The following is an 18,456-nucleotide window of genomic DNA, read 5'->3' as shown; positions in this document are numbered from 1 at the left end:
GGCTGCGTGTTTTGCCGCGGGGTGGTGTGTGACCGGTCACATCGCGTTGTTTGTGTCGTTTTTGCAGCCATGTGATCGGTTACATTGCGTGGTGTGGTTGCGTGGTTAGCCACGCGATGTCGAAATCGTCGTTTTTTTCATCGCGTGGCTGTCAATCCAGCCAAGTGATGCGATGTGACCGCTTACATTGAATCGCGTGGCTGCAACGGTCGGTGTATGGGTTCGTGGCGATCATAATTCGGGAAAAGATCGTTGATCTCCCGAATTTCGATCGCTGCCGAGAACTCAGTGAACGTAATTCTGGAGCAATGGGTCTTTTTCCCGAATAGTATTCGCTGAGGCGTTGCGTACCACGGCTCTTCCCACATCTCAGTATGCTTTTAGGTGATGTTCAGGTTAAATCGTTGGAACATGGCGGTTTATGCCAGTGCTCTCAATGACACGAACGACGAAGGACGAGACATAGGTGGTACGCAACGCGAAAACGGCCCAATGCCGCGCTGCGTACCACGAATCAGCCACTGCTTTGTGGGGCGCAGTGTTAAAAAGGTCCCATTTGTGCCTCTTGTCTCATCACGCTTGTCTTTGTTGAACCGTGCGTTGAAACCGAGTGTCGAACCGTGTTTGCGCAAGGATTTCTAGGGATCCGCCTTGAGTTCGTAGAATCCTTGCGCTAACCATCCTCGTAGCGCAAGGATTTCTCGGAAAGAGTGGAGTTCGTAAAATGATTGCGCTAAGCGGTGTCCCAGCGCAAGGATTTTACGAAGTTCCGGCCGCAGTTGGAGCGTTTCGATCGGAATGTATAGGGTGACTCGCTGCATTCGCTGGATCGAATCCGGGAATCTGCCTACGGTCTGCTCATGCGTCTGCTCATGCTGGGATACTGATGGGTGAATCGGGTACGAACAGTGCCGCATCGCGAGTCATGCATATCCCAAAATATGCAGGGGGAAGGTGGTCATCATGCGATTCTGTGCATCATGCGGGCAGCCGCTTGTTCAGGGGGCGGCATTCTGCCAGTCATGCGGGTCCCCGGTTGCAGTGCGGTCCGATGCCGTGCAGCCTGACTTGACGGCGCAGCCCAACGCAACGGCGCAATCCAACACAGCCGCGCAGCCGGTTGCCATACAACCGTCCGTTCCGCAGTCTGCCATGCTCCAGCCTGCCATGGTACCGGGTGCCGCGACGCAGTGGCCTATCACTACCGGCATGCCGACTATGCCGGTTTCGCCGATCGGCGCGCAGCCGGCAGTGCCGGTGCCGCCGTCGGCGCCAGTATCGGCAACGATGCCGGTGCCCCTATCGGTTCCCGCACAGCCCACTGTTCCTGTTGCGCCGGCGGTGCCGCCAGTTGCGTCGACGGCGCCCGTCCCCATGCAACCGCAGTATCCGGCAGTCGCGACGCCGGTAGCGTCGCGACACCGGGGCCGAATCGCGATCATCGTCACTGCCGTCGCTCTTGTCGTCGCCCTCGCAGTCGCCGCCGTGTTCTGGCTGATTCCCATGCTGACCGCGCCGAAGATCGCCGGCTCATACGTCGTCTCCCAAGGTGGGAACACGTTTCGCATGACGATCGACAACGGTGGTGGACTGAGCCTCACGCAGGACGGGCACGAGAACGAGTTGAAGCTGAGCGCGAAGCTGGCCAGACAGTCAAGCGAGAACGGCAACACCACCTACAAGGCGAGCGGTATCGCGCTGACCGGCAACAACGTGCAGAAGACGCTTTCCCAGATCGCCACGTTTGGTTTTGGCTCGATCTCCAATGACCAGGCGCAGCAAATCATCAACAGCATGCAGGTGACCGTCACCATACCGGACGGGGTCGCCGACGACAACCCGGTCGGCCGCTGGCAATTGTCGCTGACGATCATGGGATACGCGTTGCCGCAGACCATCGATGTCAAGGCCGACGGCACATTGACGGTTCGCCTAACCATGCTCGGCAACGTGGAAGCGACGAATACCGGGTCGTGGAAGCGAAACAGGGACGGTACGTTCTCCGTCTCCGATGAGAACGGTTATGAGGTCTTCACCTTCGCGATTCAACACTGAATGCGGTGCTGGGTGCTGCGCTGAAAGCAGTGCTGCATGCAGTGCGACTGCGACACTGCATGCAGCGGTTGAATGCGGCTGATTGCGCGGCAGTGCTGGCTGCAGCAGTGCATGCGGCACTGCACGGATGGCATCCGCTATCCGGATTACTCGGCATGCCTGACTGGCCAAGCTTATCCGGCTCGCCCGGCTTGCCCAGGATGGCCCGGCTTGCCCGGCCCGCTATTCGCGAATCAGCACGATCTTCTTGATGTCGTCCCGCTTCGTCTCGCGGTAGAGCACGAAGCGATTGCCGATCACCTGCACGACCTCGGCGCCGATCTGACCGGCGAGCTTGTCCGCCGCCTCGCGCGCGGTCAGACCGGAACCGTCCTGCACGGCGACCTTGAGCAGTTCGTGGCTGTCCATCGTCTCGCTCGCCTGCTTGACTGCCGCGTCGGTCAGATCGTTCTTGCCGATGAACAGCAGCGGCTTCAACGGGTTCGACAGTGCGCGCAGCTGCTTGGTCTGCTTTTTGGTCAGTGCCATGGGAATGCTCTTTCCTTTTCGTGATGGTCGATGATGGTCGTCGTGATGTGACGATATCGACGTGCCGCGGCCGGTAGTCGGTGACCGATGCTCGGTAGTCGTCGATTCGTCTGCCGATCTCATGATATTCGCAAACATGGCCGACCTTTCGCGTGGCGGGGACGTCGCGTGCGCAGCAATGCGTGCACAGCGATGCGCGCCACTGTGCCGCCGACGTTGACACCGCCGACGTTGACCGCCGACTGTCGTTTTGCGACGACACACCCTACGATTGTCTATCGAGAGGGAAGTGGAAACAGGGCACAATGGTGGCAATGACGGTCCAGTCGGTGCTGTCGGTGCGGGGCAGCCTGCAACGCGATCGGCCGGGACGACAGCGCTCACAGCACAGGCGCTCACACCACAGGTGGCCACCTGAAGAGGCGGCCATACCACAGGAGGCGGAACATGTACTATTCCAACGGCAATTACGAGGCGTTCGCCCGTCCGAAGAAGCCGGCAGGCGTCGAAGGCAAGCACGCCTACATCATCGGCACGGGTCTTGCGGCGTTGTCCGCGGCATGCTATCTGGTACGCGACGCGCAGGTGCCCGGCGCGAACATCCACATCATCGAAAAGGATTCGGTACCCGGCGGTGCCTGCGATGGTGCAGAGATCCCCGGCCTCGGCTACGTGATGCGCGGCGGTCGCGAGATGGACAACCATTTCGAGGTGATGTGGGATCTGTTCCGGTCCATTCCCTCCATCGAGACCGAGGGTGTGTCGGTGCTCGACGAATACTACTGGCTCAACAAGGAGGACCCGAACTACTCCCTATGCCGAGCCACCAAGGATCTCGGCAAGGATGCCGGCACCAACGGCAGGTTCGGGCTGTCCGACAAGGCCGCGCAGGAGATCATGAAGCTGTTCTTCACGCCGGATGAGAAGCTGTATGACAAGCCCATCACCGATTTCTTCGACGACGAAGTGCTGAACTCCAACTTCTGGATGTACTGGCGCACGATGTTCGCCTTCGAGAACTGGCACTCCGCGCTGGAGATGAAGCTCTACATCAAGCGCTACATCCACCACATCGGAGGCTTGCCGGACTTCTCCGCACTGCGTTTCACCCGCTACAACCAGTACGAGTCGATGATTCTGCCGATGGTCAAGTATCTGGAGGCGGCCGGCGTCGACTTCCGCTACGACACCAAGGTCGAGAACGTCGAATTCGCCATCGGCGGAGGAGACGGTCCCAAACGTGAGCATACCGGCGTCGGACAGGACACGATTCTGAAGATCCAGGCCACGTCCGGCGTGTTCAAGCGCAATCCGTACTCCAGCCCCACCAAGAAGCTTGCCGTGCGCATCGACCTTGATCACGAGGGTGAGAAGTCGTCGATCGATCTGACCGAGAACGATTACGTATTCATCACCAACGGTGGCTGCGTGGAGAACTCCACGATGGGCTCGCAGCACTCGCCGGCCGCTTGGAACCCGGACCTGAAGCCCGGCGGCGGCTGGGACATGTGGCGCCGCATCGCCGCCCAGGACCCGAGCTTCGGCCATCCCGACACGTTCTGCTCCGATCCGCAGGCCACCAAGTGGATGAGCGCCACCGTCACCACACTCGACAAGGAGATTCCGCCATACATTCAGCGCATCTGCAAGCGCGACCCGTTCACCGGCAAGGTCGTCACCGGTGGCATCGTCACCGTCACCGATTCCAACTGGCTGATGAGCTGGACGCTCAACCGTCAGCAGCAGTTCCGCGACCAGCCCAAGGACCAGTTGTGCGTGTGGGTGTACGGCCTGTTCCCCGACAAGCCCGGCAACTACATCAAGAAGCCGATGACCGAATGCACGGGTGAGGAGATCTGCGAAGAGTGGCTCTACCACATGGGTGTGCCGACCGACAAGATCGAGTCGCTTGCCAAGAGCCATGCCAACACCGTACCGGTCATGATGCCGTACATCACCGCGTTCTTCATGCCGCGCGCCGCCGGCGACCGGCCCGACGTGGTGCCCGACGGCGCCGTCAACTTCGCGTTTCTCGGTCAGTTCGCCGAAACCCCGCGCGACACGATCTTCACCACCGAGTACTCGATGCGCACCGGCATGGAGGCGGTGTACACCCTGCTCGATGTCGATCGTGGTGTGCCGGAGGTGTGGGGCAGTGTCTATGACGTGCGCAACCTGCTGAACGCCACGGTCAAACTGCGCGACGGCAAGCCGGTGACCGACATGAAGCTCAACTTCGTGGAGCGCGCGGTGCTGTCCAAGGTGCTCAAGAAGCTCGACGGCACCGACATCGCCACGCTGCTGCGCGAATACCACGTGATCTGACGGAGCGCTGGCAGTACTGAGGATCGGCCCCCTCTGATGATCTGATGATCTGATGATGAGGGGGCCGGCGAATCCGACTGGGGAAGAGAGCCGTGGCGGTTCGGCAGAGCCGTAACGGCTCAGCCCCCTGAAATCAGAAGTCGAAGAAATCAGAAGTCGAAGTTGTCCGGGTCGGCGCTGTTGCGGTGACCGGTGCTCAGTGTGTTGATCGCCGCCATGTCGTCGGCGGTCAGCTCGAAGTCGAACACGTCGATGTTCTGACGGATGCGGTCGGCGTGCACCGACTTGGGCAGCACGATCACGCCGCGTTGGATATGCCAGCGGATCGCCACCTGAGCGGCCGACTTGGCGTACTTCTCGCCGATCCTGGCCAGCAGCGGCGAGGCAAGCAGATCGCCGCCGGTGCCGCCCAGCGGGCTCCACGCCTCGACGTCGATGTGATGGCCATGGACGAAGTCGACCAGTTCCTGATTCGTGAACTGCGGCGAGGACTCGATCTGATCGACCGCCGGCTTGACGCCGCCCATCGCCAGCAGATCGTTGAGATGATGCTGATGCAGATTGCTCACGCCGATCGCCTTCGCGCGACCGGAGGCGTAGATGTCCTGCAGATCGGACCACGCCTGCTGCCAGCCGTCGGCCGGCCAGTGGATGAGATACAGGTCGATGTAGTCGACGCCGAGACGCTCCAGGCTCTCGTTGAACGCGTCCTTGGCGCGATGCGCGCGGATGTCGTCGTTCCACAGCTTCGTGGTGATGAACACCTCCTCGCGCGGCACTCCGGAGCGACGCAGCCCCTCGCCCACGGACGCCTCGTTGCCGTAGACGCGAGCGGTGTCGATGTGACGGTATCCGGCCTCCAGTGCGGCGGTGACGGCATTGACGGTCGTCTCGCCGTCCGGCACGCGGAACACGCCGAGTCCCACCTGGGGAATGACCGTGCCGTTGTTGAGTGTGATCGACGTCTGATGCGCGGGCAGCGGCTGGACGACTGTCCGGGCGGGCTGCGTGCCGGCTGCGGGCTGCGATGTTGCCGTGGGCTGCGTTGGCTGGGTTGATGCTGTCATGGGGGCCTCCTCGCTGTCATGTGACCAATGCGGTGTGAATGCGTTGTGATCACGGTGATGTGACCGGCTTGATTCGGGCTGTTACGCGGTGCGTGGCTCGTGGCGCGTGGCGGGCTGCCACGTGCCACGTGGCGCGTCCCGATGCCGCCGGTGTCGCGATGTCTGATCTCGCGATATCCAGTATAGGCGGGATGCGCTGTGCGTCGGCGTCTCGGCGGCATGGTCCATGCAGCGGACGGCCCGCGTGTGCTGTAACCGGGCCACGCTAACCTGTTGTCCGTTGCCGCGGATGCGGCGAGAACGAGCATACGGGCCCCGCGCATGCGGGCGATACGAGCGGAATCGGAGGCGATCATGACGTTGGCCGTCAGAGTCATCCCCTGTCTGGACGTCGATGCCGGGCGCGTGGTCAAAGGCGTGCATTTCGAGAATCTCAAGGACGCCGGCGATCCGGTCGAACTGGCGGGGGAGTACTACCGTCAGGGCGCCGATGAACTGACCTTTCTTGACGTGACGGCATCCAGCTCGCATCGTCAGACCATGGTGAACGTGGTCAGCCGCACCGCCGAACAGGTGTTCATCCCGATGACGGTCGGCGGCGGCGTGCGCACGCCCGAGGATGTGGATTCGCTGCTGCGCTGCGGCGCGGACAAGGTGGGCGTCAACACCGCCGCCATCAACGATCCGACGCTGATCAGCAGGGTCGCCGAACGCTTCGGCAATCAGGTGCTGGTGCTGTCGGTTGATGCGCGGCGCGAACGAGGCGAACGGCATACGCAGTCCGGATTCGAGGTCACGACGATGGGTGGTCGCAAATCCACCGGCATCGACGCGATCTGGTGGGCGCGGCGAGCCGCCGAGCTGGGTGCCGGCGAGATTCTACTCAATTCGATGGACGCGGACGGCACCCGGGAGGGATTCGATCTGGAGATGATCCGCGCGGTGCGCCGCGAGGTGAACATTCCGGTCATCGCGTCGGGCGGCGCGGGCAAGGCCTCGGATTTTCCGCCGGCGATCGCGGCGGGTGCCGACGCGGTGCTCGCCGCGTCGATCTTCCACTACGGTCTGGTGACCATCCGTCAGGTCAAGGATGCGCTCAAGGGCGCGGGATATACGGTCAGGTGAGGCAACGGCATGGGGGAATCCGACGTGAACGAATCCAAAGTGAGCGAATCCGTAGTGAACGATTTCAAGGTGAACGATTCCGCTGAACGGTCCGATGCCGGTGATGCGGGCGCCGCCGCTGCGTACGACAATGCGCACACGCTCGACCCGCGCATCGCTTCGCGGCTCAAGCGCGACGACAAGGGGCTGGTCGCGGCGGTGGTGCAGCAGTACGACACGCGCGAGGTGCTGATGGTCGGCTACATGAACGACGAGGCGCTGCGACGCACGCTGACCAGCGGCCGCGTGACGTTCTGGTCGCGTTCGCGTCAGGAATACTGGCGCAAGGGCGATACGTCGGGGCATGTGCAGTACGTCAAGGCGGTGTCGCTTGACTGCGACGGCGACGCGCTGCTGGTCGAGGTCGATCAGGTCGGCGCGGCGTGCCACACCGGCAAACGCTCCTGCTTCGAGCAGGGCGGTCCGCTGCCGGTGGTGGTCGGGCACCGCCCCGACGAGGCCGGCGCGGCGATCGCATAGTGATCGCATAGGATGTATTGGAACACCGTCCGGGATTCTCGGGATTCTCATGATCTTCAGGATCTTCATGGGATCGAGGATGGGCAGTGCGGGCTCGAATGGACGGAGCCGTACGCACGGGCAGCAACGAAAGGGGACATGCATGGCAGGCAAGGCAGTGGACGAGACGGTCGGCGGTACGCTCTGCGAGCAGAGGCACGATGCGAAGTGCAGCGTCGAGCATCTCGGCTGGGGCGGCACCTGGCCCGATCGTGAGGAATTCCACAGGCTCGCCGATGCCGGCTTCCGAGTGATTCCCATCGTGCGCCGTCTGCTCGCCGACTCGCTGACCCCGGTCGGCTTCTATGAGCGGCTTGCCGGCGGGCGAACCGGCACCTTCATTCTCGAATCGGCGGAATACGGTGGCTCATGGAGCCGATACAGCTTCATCGGGGTCGATTCGATGGCGCAGCTGCGCTCCGATCACGGACAGGCCAGTTGGATCGGTCGTGTTCCGGCTGGTGTTCCCGAACATGGCGACGTGATCGACGTGGCGCACGAGGCGCTGAGAGTGCTCAAGGCGCCGCGCGTCAAGGGACTGCCGAACCTGACCAGCGGACTGGTCGGCTCGATCGGATGGGATGCGATCCGTCATTGGGAGCCGAAGCTCAGGGCCACCGCCCCCGACGAGACCGGGCAGCCGGAGCTCGCCTTGGCGCTCGCGACCGACATCGCCGTCGTCGACCATGTGTCCGGTTCGGTCTGGCTGATCGCCAATGCGGTCAATGTGGACGACCGTCCCACGCGCGCCGACGCCGCCTACGACGAGGCGATTGCGCGACTCGCCGACATGCAGCGGCGCGCCGCCACGCCGGTGGAGGGCGAATCCCGCGTCAGCATGCTCGATCCGGATGCGCCGACGCCGCAGCTGCGGTTCCGCACGCCCAAGGCGGAATACGAGCATTGGGTGGAGGAGACGAAACGCCATATCGTCGACGGCGATGTGTTCCAGACGGTCATCTCCCAGCGACTCGATCTCGATTCGCCGGCCGATCCGTTCGACGTGTACCGGGTGCTGCGCACGCTCAATCCCAGTCCGTACATGTATTTCATGACGCTCACCGACGCCCAGGGCCGCGACTTCAACGTCATCGGCTCAAGCCCCGAGACGCTGATCAAGGTGGATGACGGCCGTGCACTGACCTTCCCCATCGCCGGGTCCCGACCGCGTGGCGCCACGCCCGAGGAGGACGAGCGTCTCGCCCGCGAACTGCTCGCCGACCCCAAGGAGCGCAGCGAGCACATCATGCTGGTGGATCTGTCGCGCAACGATCTGAGCAAGGTGTGCGTGCCGCGCAGCGTCGAAGTGGTCAAGCTCATGGACATCAAGCGGTTCAGCCACATCATGCACATCTGCTCGACCGTCACCGGTGTGGTGGACCCTTCGCTGACGGCCTTCGACGTGTTCAAGTCGGCGTTTCCGGCGGGCACGCTCTCCGGAGCGCCCAAGCCGCGCGCGATCGATCTCATCGACGAGCTGGAAGTGGCCGATCGCGGCATCTACGGCGGTACGGTCGGCTATTTCGACTTCTCCGGCAACATGGACATGGCGATCGCCATCCGCACCGCGTTCCTGCGCGACCATCAGGCGAGTGTGCAGGCGGGCGCGGGTCTGGTGCTCGATTCGGTGCCCGCGAACGAATGGCAGGAGACGCGCAACAAGGCCGAGGCGAGCGTCGAGGCCGTGCAGATCGCCGCGCAGCTGAAGACGATCTGATGTTGTTGCGGGCGCCGGACGTCTGAGTGCCGTGCGCCCGCGCTCGGGTATCCGGCACACGTCGTCTTCGTTCTCGGTGCCGGGGCGGAGCAAACGCCGAGGATGGCGATTCGTCTATTTTGTTAGTATTATTTACAAATAACGGGGTGCCTGATACGCAGGTCCGTGCGTCAGTCATGCGCACGGCGGATCAAGTGGTTCCGACGGGGCGAAGAGGACTGGACGGAACCCTGCGGGCGCGTTGACGGCGTGGCGCGGCATCCTGAGCCCATACCCTCGAACAGAAGAAAGAGGTTTCCATGACCGCAATTGATCCCACGCTCGCAGGCATCGCCGCCTGCTTCCGCATCGACGGCACCGTCGAGAGCATCGAGCCGTACGGCGACGGCCACATCAACGAGACGTACCTGCTGGTGACCGACGCCAAGCGCTACATCCTGCAGCGGATGAACACGTCGATCTTCCCCGACACCGTGCATCTGATGCGCAACATCGAACTGGTCACCGCGTTCCTGCGCGAGCACGGCAAGGAGACGCTGGAGATCATCCCCACCACCGACGGCGCGTCGTACATCCAGGACGAGCGCGGTGCCTGGCGGGTATACGCCTTCATCGAGCATACCGTCTCCTACAACCTCGTGCCGAACATCGAGGTGTTCCGCGAGTCCGGCGCCGCCTTCGGCGAGTTCCAGACGTATCTGGCCGAGTTCGACGCCTCCCAGCTCACCGAGACCATCGCCCACTTCCACGACACGCCGCACCGCTTCGCCGACTTCAAGGCCGCGCTCGAGGCCGATGTCAAGGGCCGTGCCGACACCTGCCGCGAGGAGATCGACTTCTATCTCGCCCACGCCGACGAATACGACACGATCACCAAGGGTCTTGCGGACGGCACCATCCCGCTGCGCGTGACGCACAACGACACCAAGCTCAACAACATCCTGATGGATGCGACCACCGGCAAGGCCCGCGCGATCATCGATCTCGACACCATCATGCCCGGCTCCATGCTCTACGACTTCGGCGACTCCATCCGCTTCGGCGCGTCCACCGCGCTGGAGGACGAGAAGGATCTCGACAAGGTGCACTTCAGCACCGAGCTGTTCCGCGCCTACGCCGAGGGCTTCGTCGGCGCCGTGCGCGACAGCATCACGCCGCGCGAGGCCGAGCTGCTGCCGACCGGCGCGAAGATGATGACCATGGAATGCGGCATGCGCTTCCTCGCCGACTATCTGGCCGGCGACACCTACTTCGCCACCAAGTATCCCGAGCACAACCTTGTCCGCTCCCGCACGCAGATCAAGCTGGTGCAGGAGATGGAGGCCAAGGCGGATGAGACTCGCGCCATCGTCGAGGAGATCATGGCCGGAGGCGATCGCTGATGGCGGCGCAGGATTGTGCGACCGCACTGGATGCGGTGTATGCGAGCATCGACGCGCTGGTTGACTTCGCCGGCAAGCGGCTCGGTCTCGATCCGCGCGACGCCGATCTGGCGCGCAATCGCATCTTCGAGATGTTCTCGCTCGACTCCTATCGTCCCACCGGCACGGTTGTGGACGAGACGGCGCTCGACGTGAACACGCCGGGGGAGCTGCTGGCGAACTTCCGCGCGGCCGCTGTCGCGGCCGGGCTGTTCGAGGCGCATGAGGGCCCGTCGTATGCCGATGCCGTCATGGGCGTGCTGTCGCAGACCCCATCGCAGCTTGACGATCGCTTCGAGTCGATCGAAAAGGCGGATGGCGGCATGGAGGCCATGCGGTGGTTCTACGACTACTGCGTCGACAACACCTACGTCAAGCGCGCGGTGCTCGATCGCAATCCGCGTTTCGACTCGCACGGTCTGATCGTCACCATCAACATGGCCAAGCCCGAGTTCAAGAACATGAAGAAGGCCGCCGCCGGCAACGCCGTGTCGGGCGGATACCCGGCATGCACCATCTGCCATGCCAACGAGGGCTTCGCCGGGCGCGACAAGCGCACGCTGCGCACCATCCCCGTGACGCTCGGCGGCGAGCCCTGGTTCTGGCAGTTCTCCCCGTACGGCTACTTCCACCAGCATGGCATCTGCGTGAACGAGGAGCACACGCCGATGCACGTGAGCCGCTCGACGTTCGGCCATCTGCTCGACTTCGTCGACCGTTTCCCCGGCTACTTCCTCGGCTGCAACGCCGCACTGCCGCGCATCGGCGGCTCGGTGCTCGCCCACGACCACTATCAGGGCGGCGGCGAGCTGCTGCCGATGCACAAGGCACCGGCATGGCGCACGCTGACGATCGACGCCTATCCCGATGCCGTCGTGGAGATCCTCGACTGGCCGGGAACCGCGGTGCGCGTGGTCTCCAAGTCGCGCGACACGATCATCGAGGTGTCCGACCTCATCCGCGAGGCGTGGGTCGGCTACGATGACGAGGCGAACGGCATCGTCAGCCACGATGCGGACGGCAACCGCCAATCGGCCCTCTCGCCGAGCGCGATCATCACCGGCCGCGGTTACGAGATGAGCCTGATCTTCCGCAACAACGCGGTCAGCGACGAGTACCCTGAGGGCATCTTCCACGCCCATCCCGAGTTCTGGCCCGTCAAGCAGGAGCCGATCGGTCTGATCGAGGCGCAGGGTCTGTTCATTCTGCCCGGTCGTCTGATCGACCAGCTGGGCAGGATCGAGGACGCGCTCGCCGCCGGCGAACCGCTGCCGGACGAGGTGTCCGAGTTCTCGCTCGAATGGGACGAGCTGTCAGCCGCGCTGAACGGCAATCGCGACCGTGATGCGATCCGCGAGGCCGTGCACGATGAGCTTGGCAGCATCTGCGAACGCATTCTCGGCAACACCGCGGTGTTCAAGCGCAAGGAGACGACGCTCGCCTTCCTGGAGCGTCTGGGGTTCAACGCCTGAACGGATGCGCATCAGCGGTGCGCATGACGCCGTGAGTCGATAGGGGGTCCCGTCGAGTCTGGATGAACGACTCGGCGGGACCCTCGTCGTATGCGCTGTATGCGTGTTGTGCTCCGTATGCATGGATACGGGGGTTACGGGGGATGGGGCGTCGAGCGATGTTCACTTGAACACGCCGATGTTCGATTTTGGTAGAAACTGGTAGAAATTGTTAGAATATGATATGATGGAAGAGCCAAGGCAGGGGCGGCGGGGCGCGCGTCAGGCGAGCGATGCGCCGGCCCGTGGAACCATCACAAGGAGAACAACATGACGACCATTCTGGTCACCGGCGGTGCCGGATACATCGGCTCCCACACCGATGTCGAGCTGCTGAACAAGGGTTACGACGTGGTGTGCGTCGACAACTACTGCAACTCCTCGCCCAAGTCCCTCGACCGTGTCGAGCAGATCACCGGCAAGAAGATCAAGCGCTACGAAGGCGACGTGCGCGACGAGGCGCTCATGGATCAGATCTTCAGCGAGAACCACATCGACTGGGTCATCCACTTCGCGTCCCTCAAGTCGGTCGGCGAGTCCGTCGCCAAGCCGATCGAGTACTACGACAACAACCTCAACTCCACCATCGTGCTGCTCAAGGCCATGCGCAAGGCCAACGTGAAGAAGGTCATCTTCTCCTCGTCCGCCACCGTGTACGGCACGCCGAAGGAGCTGCCGATCACCGAGGAGACCCCGACCGGCGGCACCACCAACCCGTACGGCACCACCAAGCTGTTCGAGGAGCAGATCCTGCGCGACGTGCATGTCGCCGACGACTCGTGGACCGTCGTCATCCTGCGCTACTTCAACCCGGTCGGCGCGCACGAGTCCGGCCTGATCGGCGAGGATCCGAAGGGCATTCCCGCCAACCTCACCCCGTACGTCGCCAAGGTCGCCATCGGCGAGCTCAAGGCCGTGCAGGTCTTCGGCGACGACTACGACACTCCGGACGGCACCGGCGTGCGCGACTACATTCACGTCGTCGACCTCGCCAAGGGCCACGTCGCTGTGGTCGACAAGATCGACGAGCCGGGCGTGTTCACCTACAACCTCGGCACCGGCCACGGCTACTCCGTGCTGCAGGTCATCGCTGCCTACGAGAAGGCCGCCGGCCACGCGATTCCGTACGTCATCAAGCCGCGTCGTCCCGGCGACATCGCCGCATGCTACGCCGACTCCTCCAAGGCCGAGCGCGAACTTGGCTGGAAGGCCGAGCTGGGCATCGACGACATGGCCGCGTCCTCGATGAACTGGCAGACCAAGAACCCGAACGGCTATCGCGACGCCGAGTGAGCGAACGCCGCTGCGTGCGCTGATGTGCGCGGCTGAAGGCTGAATCAGGGGCCGGTCTCCTCGTCACCGAATCACCAAGGTGGCGAGGGACCGGCCCCTGTTGCGTGGGTACGCCATTGTGCACGCTGTTGCGCACATCGCCCACATATCCGCGCTGGTGCGTGTATGATTCCGGTATGACTCAGTTACGTTTCGCCCTCGCCCAGATCGATACATGCGTCGGAGACCTCGACGGCAACGCCGAACGCATCATGAGATACGCCCGACTCGCCGCGCATCAAGGCGCCGGTGTGGTCGCGTTCCCGGAGATGACCCTGACCGGATATCCGATCGAGGATCTCGCCCTGCGCGCCACATTCCGCAGAGCCGCATGGGACAAGGCCAACTGGCTCGCCACCGAGCTTGAGGCCGACGGACTGGGCGATCTGTATGTGGTCGTGGGCACGGTCGGCACCGACCACGCCTCCGATCGTCCGCGCAACCGGCTTGTCGTATTGCATGACGGCACGGTGTGGGCCGGATACGACAAGCACTTTCTGCCCAACTACGGCGTGTTCGACGAGTTCCGCATCTTCGCTGCCGGCGACAAGGCCACCGTGCTCGACATCGACGGCGTGCGCGTCGGCGTGGCCATCTGCGAGGACATCTGGCAGGACGGCGGTCCTGTCGCGCGGATCGCGCGCGAAGGCGTGGACGTGCTGCTGACGATCAACGGCTCTCCGTATGAGGAGGGCAAGACCCACACGAGGCTCGATCTGGCGTCCCGACGTGCGGCAGAGGTGAACGCGCCGCTGATCTACGTCAACCAGGTGGGCGGCCAGGACGATCTGGTGTTCGACGGCGGCAGCTTCGTCGTGGATACCGACGGCACGCTGCTGGAACGCTCGCCGATGTTCGTCGAGCATCTGGGGATCTTCGATCTCGATACGTCCGCTGCGCATCAGACGCCGGGCGTGATCGCCGCCCAGCCCGACCCGGATGAGGAGGTGTACACCGCCTGCGTGCTGGGGCTCAAGGACTACATGGCCAAGAACCGGTTCTCCGGCGTGTGCCTCGGGCTTTCCGGCGGCATCGATTCGGCGCTGGTCGCGGCGATGGCCGCAGACGCGGTGGGCGGCTCGAACGTGCACGGCATCTCCATGCCGTCCATGTATTCGTCGGACGGCTCGAAGGACGATGCCGCCGATCTCGCCGCCAACATCGGCGCGCACTACGACGTGCAGCCCATCGAACCGCTGTTCAATGCCTTCCAAAGCCAGCTGTCGCTGGAGGGCGTCGCCGCGGAGAACCTTCAGGCGCGCATTCGCGGCGTCATCGTCATGGCCTATTCGAATTCGAAGGGACTGCTCGCCGTGGCCACCGGCAACAAGTCGGAGCTCGCCTGCGGCTATTCGACGATCTACGGCGACGCCGTTGGCGGCTACGCGCCGATCAAGGATCTGCTCAAGACCCGCGTCTGGGAGCTCGCCCGCTGGCGCAATCGCGCCGCCGCGGCGGGCATGGGCGTCGGCGGACTGTCGATCGTCGGTAACGAGGAGGGCAATGCGGGCGTGCCTGTGCCCGACGGCGTGATGATTCCGATCAATTCGATTCTCAAGCCGCCGAGCGCCGAACTGCGGCCCGGGCAGAAGGACTCAGATTCGCTGCCGGAATACGAGCTGCTCGACAGGGTGCTGGCCGCCTACATCGAGCATGCGCACGGTCGGGCGGATCTGCTGGCGGACGGCTTCGACGTGCATACCGTGGACACGGTGATGAGACTGGTCGATCGCGCCGAATGGAAGCGACGCCAGTATCCGCTTGGACCCAAGGTCACCGCGCTCGCGTTCGGTCGCGACCGCCGACTGCCGGTCACCAACGCGTTCCGCGAGTAGCGGCGAATGCGCCGCCCCGGTCCATGCTGATCTACAATACCTATGATGCAAGGCATGGAAGGGAGCAGGCATGACGGACAGGCAATGGTATTTCAACACGGTCAAGGAGCAGCCGGAGCTCGGCATGCTGTCGCCGAGCTCCCAGCGCATGGGGCCGTACAAGTCCCGTCAGGATGCGATCGACGCGTGGAAGATCGTCAAGGAGCGGAACCTTCTGTGGGAGGAGACGAATCGCAAGTGGAGCAAATGGGATCGCGACGGCTACGCCGGGCAGTTTGCGCAAGACGCTGATGCGGAAGGCGATGCGGCGCAAGGCGACGATGCGACCGGTGATGATTCGCAAGGCGATGCGGCTGCCGCTTCGGCGCATGCCGAGACGGGGGACGAGGATTCGCGGCATGGCGATGAGCATCGGACCGATATGTAACATGCTCGAAATGTGAGTAAGCTCACGTCATGTTTCAGCGTATCGTCAGGTTTGCTCCACTAGAATTTTCGGTAACGACAGCGTGAAGATGCGCTGGCCAACCCCAACAAGGAGTGAACATGACCGCAGTGGAAGCAGCCGCGCTCTCCGCCGAGGAGCTGCAGGCGAAGGCGTGGGACGGTTTCGTCGAGGGCAACTGGCAGAAGGACATCGACGTCCGTGATTTCATCCAGAAGAACTACACCCCCTACACCGGTGACGAGTCCTTCCTCGCCAACGCCACCGAGAAGACCAAGCACCTGTGGAAGTACCTTGACGACAACTACCTCGCCGTCGAGCGCAAGCAGCGCGTCTACGACGTGGACACCCACACGCCGGCCGACATCGACGCCTTCCCGGCAGGCTACATCGAGTCCCCGGAGGTCGACAACGTGATCGTCGGCCTGCAGACCGACGAGCCGTGCAAGCGCGCCATGATGCCCAACGGCGGCTGGCGCATGGTTGAGCAGGCCATCAAGGAGGCCGGCAAGGAACCGGACCCGGAGATCAAGAAGATCTTCACCCGCTACCGCAAGACCCACAATGACGGCGTCTTCGGCGTCTACACCAAGGACATCAAGGTCGCCCGCCACAACAAGATCCTCACCGGTCTGCCGGATGCCTACGGCCGCGGCCGCATCATCGGCGACTACCGTCGTGTGGCGCTGTACGGCGTGAACGCGCTCATCAAGTTCAAGCAGCGCGACAAGGATTCCGTCCCGTACCGCAACGACTTCACCGAGACCGAGATCGAGCACTGGATCCGCTTCCGCGAGGAGCACGACGAGCAGATCAAGGCCCTCAAGAAGCTCATCGTTCTGGGCAACGAGTACGGTCTCGACCTGACCCGTCCGGCGCAGACCGCCAAGGAGGCCGTGCAGTGGACCTACATGGGCTACCTCGCCTCGGTCAAGAGCCAGGACGGCGCCGCCATGTCCTTCGGCCGCAACTCGGCGTTCTTCGACTGCTACTTCGAGCGTGATCTCAAGTCCGGCCTGATCGACGAGACCGACGCCCAGGAGATCATCGACAACATCGTCATGAAGCTGCGCATCGTGCGCTTCCTGCGCACCAAGGATTACGACAACATCTTCTCCGGCGACCCGTACTGGGCGACCTGGTCCGATGCCGGCTTCGCCGATGACGGCCGTCCGATGGTCACCAAGACCTCGTTCCGTCTGCTCAACACCCTCACCCTCGAGCACCTCGGACCGGGCCCCGAGCCGAACATCACCATCTTCTGGGATCCGAAGCTGCCGGAAGGCTACAAGCGCTTCTGCGCCAAGATCTCCATCGACACCTCGGCCATCCAGTACGAGTCCGACAAGGAGATCCGCGCCCACTGGGGCGACGACGCCGCCATCGCCTGCTGCGTCTCCCCGATGCGCGTCGGCAAGCAGATGCAGTTCTTCGCCGCCCGAGTCAACTCCGCCAAGGCGCTGCTGTACGCGATCAACGGCGGCCGCGACGAGATGACCGGCATGCAGGTCATCGACAAGGGCGTGATCGATCCGATCCAGCCCGAGGCCGACGGCTCCCTCGACTACGAGAAGGTCAAGGCCAACTACGAGAAGGCCCTCGAATGGCTGTCCGAGACCTACGTCAAGGCGCTGAACATCATCCACTACATGCATGACAAGTACGCCTACGAGTCCATCGAGATGGCCCTGCACGACAAGGAGGTGTACCGCACCCTCGGATGCGGCATGTCCGGTCTGTCCATCGCCGCCGACTCGCTGTCCGCATGCAAGTACGCCAAGGTCTACCCGATCTACAACAAGGACGCCAAGGACACCCCCGGCCACGAGTACGAGTACGTGGAGGGCGCCGACGACGATCTGGTGGTCGGCTACAAGACGGTCGGCGACTTCCCGATCTACGGCAACGACGACGATCGCGCCGACGACATCGCCAAGTGGGTCGTCTCGACCGTCATGGGACAGGTCAAGAGGCTGCCGGTCTACCGCGGCGCGGTGCCGACCCAGTCGATTCTGACCATCACCTCGAACGTCGAATACGGCAAGAACACCGGCTCCTTCCCGTCCCGCCACAAGAAGGGCACCCCGTATGCCCCGGGCGCGAACCCGGAGAACGGCATGGACTCCCACGGCATGCTGCCGTCGATGTTCTCGGTCGGCAAGATCGACTACAACGACGCCCTTGACGGCATCTCGCTGACCAACACCATCACCCCCGACGGCCTTGGCCGCGACGAGGAGGAGCGCATCGGCAACCTGGTCGGCATCCTGGATGCCGGCAACGGCCACGGCCTCTACCACGCCAACATCAACGTGCTGCGCAAGGAGACCATGGAGGATGCCGTCGAGCATCCGGAGAAGTACCCGCACCTGACCGTGCGCGTCTCCGGCTACGCGGTGAACTTCGTCAAGCTCACCCGCGAGCAGCAGCTCGACGTGATCTCCCGCACCTTCCACCAGGGTGCCGTCACCGACTGATTCGTCGAATGACCGCGACCGTGTGACACGGTAGAACGATGAAGGGGTGGGATTCGTCCC

Annotated in this window: 12 protein-coding genes and 2 pseudogenes; 12 read left to right on the top strand and 2 right to left on the bottom strand. The window is 63.3% G+C overall.

Translation table 11 applies throughout. The features are described from left to right. Nucleotides 1–963: 963 nt before the first annotated feature. A pseudogene (locus tag EHS19_RS11665) lies at nucleotides 964–1,032 on the top strand (zinc-ribbon domain-containing protein); the annotation flags it as partial. A gap of 342 nt (nucleotides 1,033–1,374) precedes the next feature. Continuing rightward, nucleotides 1,375–2,055 (top strand): hypothetical protein, encoded by a 681-nt coding sequence (locus tag EHS19_RS00305; RefSeq protein WP_151915810.1) that lies wholly within the window; start codon nucleotides 1,375–1,377, stop codon nucleotides 2,053–2,055. Nucleotides 2,056–2,277: 222 nt separating this feature from the next. On the opposite strand, the gene EHS19_RS00300 is transcribed toward EHS19_RS00305, so the two are convergent. Further along, nucleotides 2,278–2,583, bottom strand: a complete 306-nt coding sequence (locus EHS19_RS00300) for a YhbY family RNA-binding protein (protein ID WP_151915809.1) — start codon at nucleotides 2,581–2,583, stop codon at nucleotides 2,278–2,280. A gap of 447 nt (nucleotides 2,584–3,030) precedes the next feature. Here EHS19_RS00300 and EHS19_RS00295 point away from each other — a divergent pair, with 447 nt between their 5' ends. Next, nucleotides 3,031–4,908, top strand: coding sequence for an oleate hydratase (locus EHS19_RS00295; protein WP_151915808.1), 1,878 nt, complete (start codon nucleotides 3,031–3,033; stop codon nucleotides 4,906–4,908). 149 nt (nucleotides 4,909–5,057) lie between these two features. Here the strand turns inward: EHS19_RS00295 and EHS19_RS00290 are convergent, their stop codons facing one another. Continuing rightward, complete coding sequence (locus EHS19_RS00290; protein WP_151915807.1) at nucleotides 5,058–5,975, bottom strand: aldo/keto reductase; 918 nt, start codon at nucleotides 5,973–5,975, stop codon at nucleotides 5,058–5,060. A 354-nt stretch (nucleotides 5,976–6,329) separates the two neighbouring features. Between EHS19_RS00290 and hisF the strand changes: the two genes are divergently transcribed. From hisF to EHS19_RS00245, 9 genes and pseudogenes are all read left to right on the top strand, one after another. Then, nucleotides 6,330–7,100: an imidazole glycerol phosphate synthase subunit HisF gene (gene hisF, locus EHS19_RS00285; protein WP_151915806.1), complete on the top strand. Its 771-nt coding sequence runs from the start codon at nucleotides 6,330–6,332 to the stop codon at nucleotides 7,098–7,100. Nucleotides 7,101–7,169: 69 nt separating this feature from the next. After that, nucleotides 7,170–7,619, top strand: coding sequence for a phosphoribosyl-AMP cyclohydrolase (gene hisI, locus EHS19_RS00280; RefSeq protein ID WP_151915872.1), 450 nt, complete (start codon nucleotides 7,170–7,172; stop codon nucleotides 7,617–7,619). 142 nt (nucleotides 7,620–7,761) lie between these two features. Next, nucleotides 7,762–9,375: a chorismate-binding protein gene (locus EHS19_RS00275; RefSeq protein WP_151915805.1), complete on the top strand. Its 1,614-nt coding sequence runs from the start codon at nucleotides 7,762–7,764 to the stop codon at nucleotides 9,373–9,375. Between the two features lie 299 nt (nucleotides 9,376–9,674). After that, nucleotides 9,675–10,757 (top strand): phosphotransferase enzyme family protein, encoded by a 1,083-nt coding sequence (locus tag EHS19_RS00270; protein WP_151915804.1) that lies wholly within the window; start codon nucleotides 9,675–9,677, stop codon nucleotides 10,755–10,757. After that, entirely contained in the window at nucleotides 10,757–12,268 is a 1,512-nt protein-coding gene (locus EHS19_RS00265; protein ID WP_151915803.1) for a UDP-glucose--hexose-1-phosphate uridylyltransferase, read from the top strand. Before EHS19_RS00270 ends, EHS19_RS00265 begins: the two co-directional genes overlap by 1 nt. Nucleotides 12,269–12,577: 309 nt before the next feature. Beyond that, the gene (gene galE / locus EHS19_RS00260; protein ID WP_151915802.1) at nucleotides 12,578–13,600 is read left to right on the top strand and encodes a UDP-glucose 4-epimerase GalE; all 1,023 of its coding nucleotides are present in this window, start codon (nucleotides 12,578–12,580) and stop codon (nucleotides 13,598–13,600) included. 176 nt (nucleotides 13,601–13,776) lie between these two features. Next, complete coding sequence (locus EHS19_RS00255; RefSeq protein ID WP_151915801.1) at nucleotides 13,777–15,474, top strand: NAD+ synthase; 1,698 nt, start codon at nucleotides 13,777–13,779, stop codon at nucleotides 15,472–15,474. A 70-nt stretch (nucleotides 15,475–15,544) separates the two neighbouring features. After that, nucleotides 15,545–15,724, top strand: a pseudogene (locus tag EHS19_RS11660) (hypothetical protein); the annotation flags it as partial. A 296-nt stretch (nucleotides 15,725–16,020) separates the two neighbouring features. After that, nucleotides 16,021–18,396: a formate acetyltransferase gene (locus tag EHS19_RS00245; RefSeq protein WP_151915800.1), complete on the top strand. Its 2,376-nt coding sequence runs from the start codon at nucleotides 16,021–16,023 to the stop codon at nucleotides 18,394–18,396. Nucleotides 18,397–18,456 lie beyond the last annotated feature (60 nt).

It is taken from the genome of Bifidobacterium jacchi, from assembly GCF_009078285.1.
GTDB lineage: Bacteria > Actinomycetota > Actinomycetes > Actinomycetales > Bifidobacteriaceae > Bifidobacterium > Bifidobacterium jacchi.
Note: the sequence above shows the minus strand (reverse complement) of the source record. Positions and strands in the feature narration are given on the sequence as shown.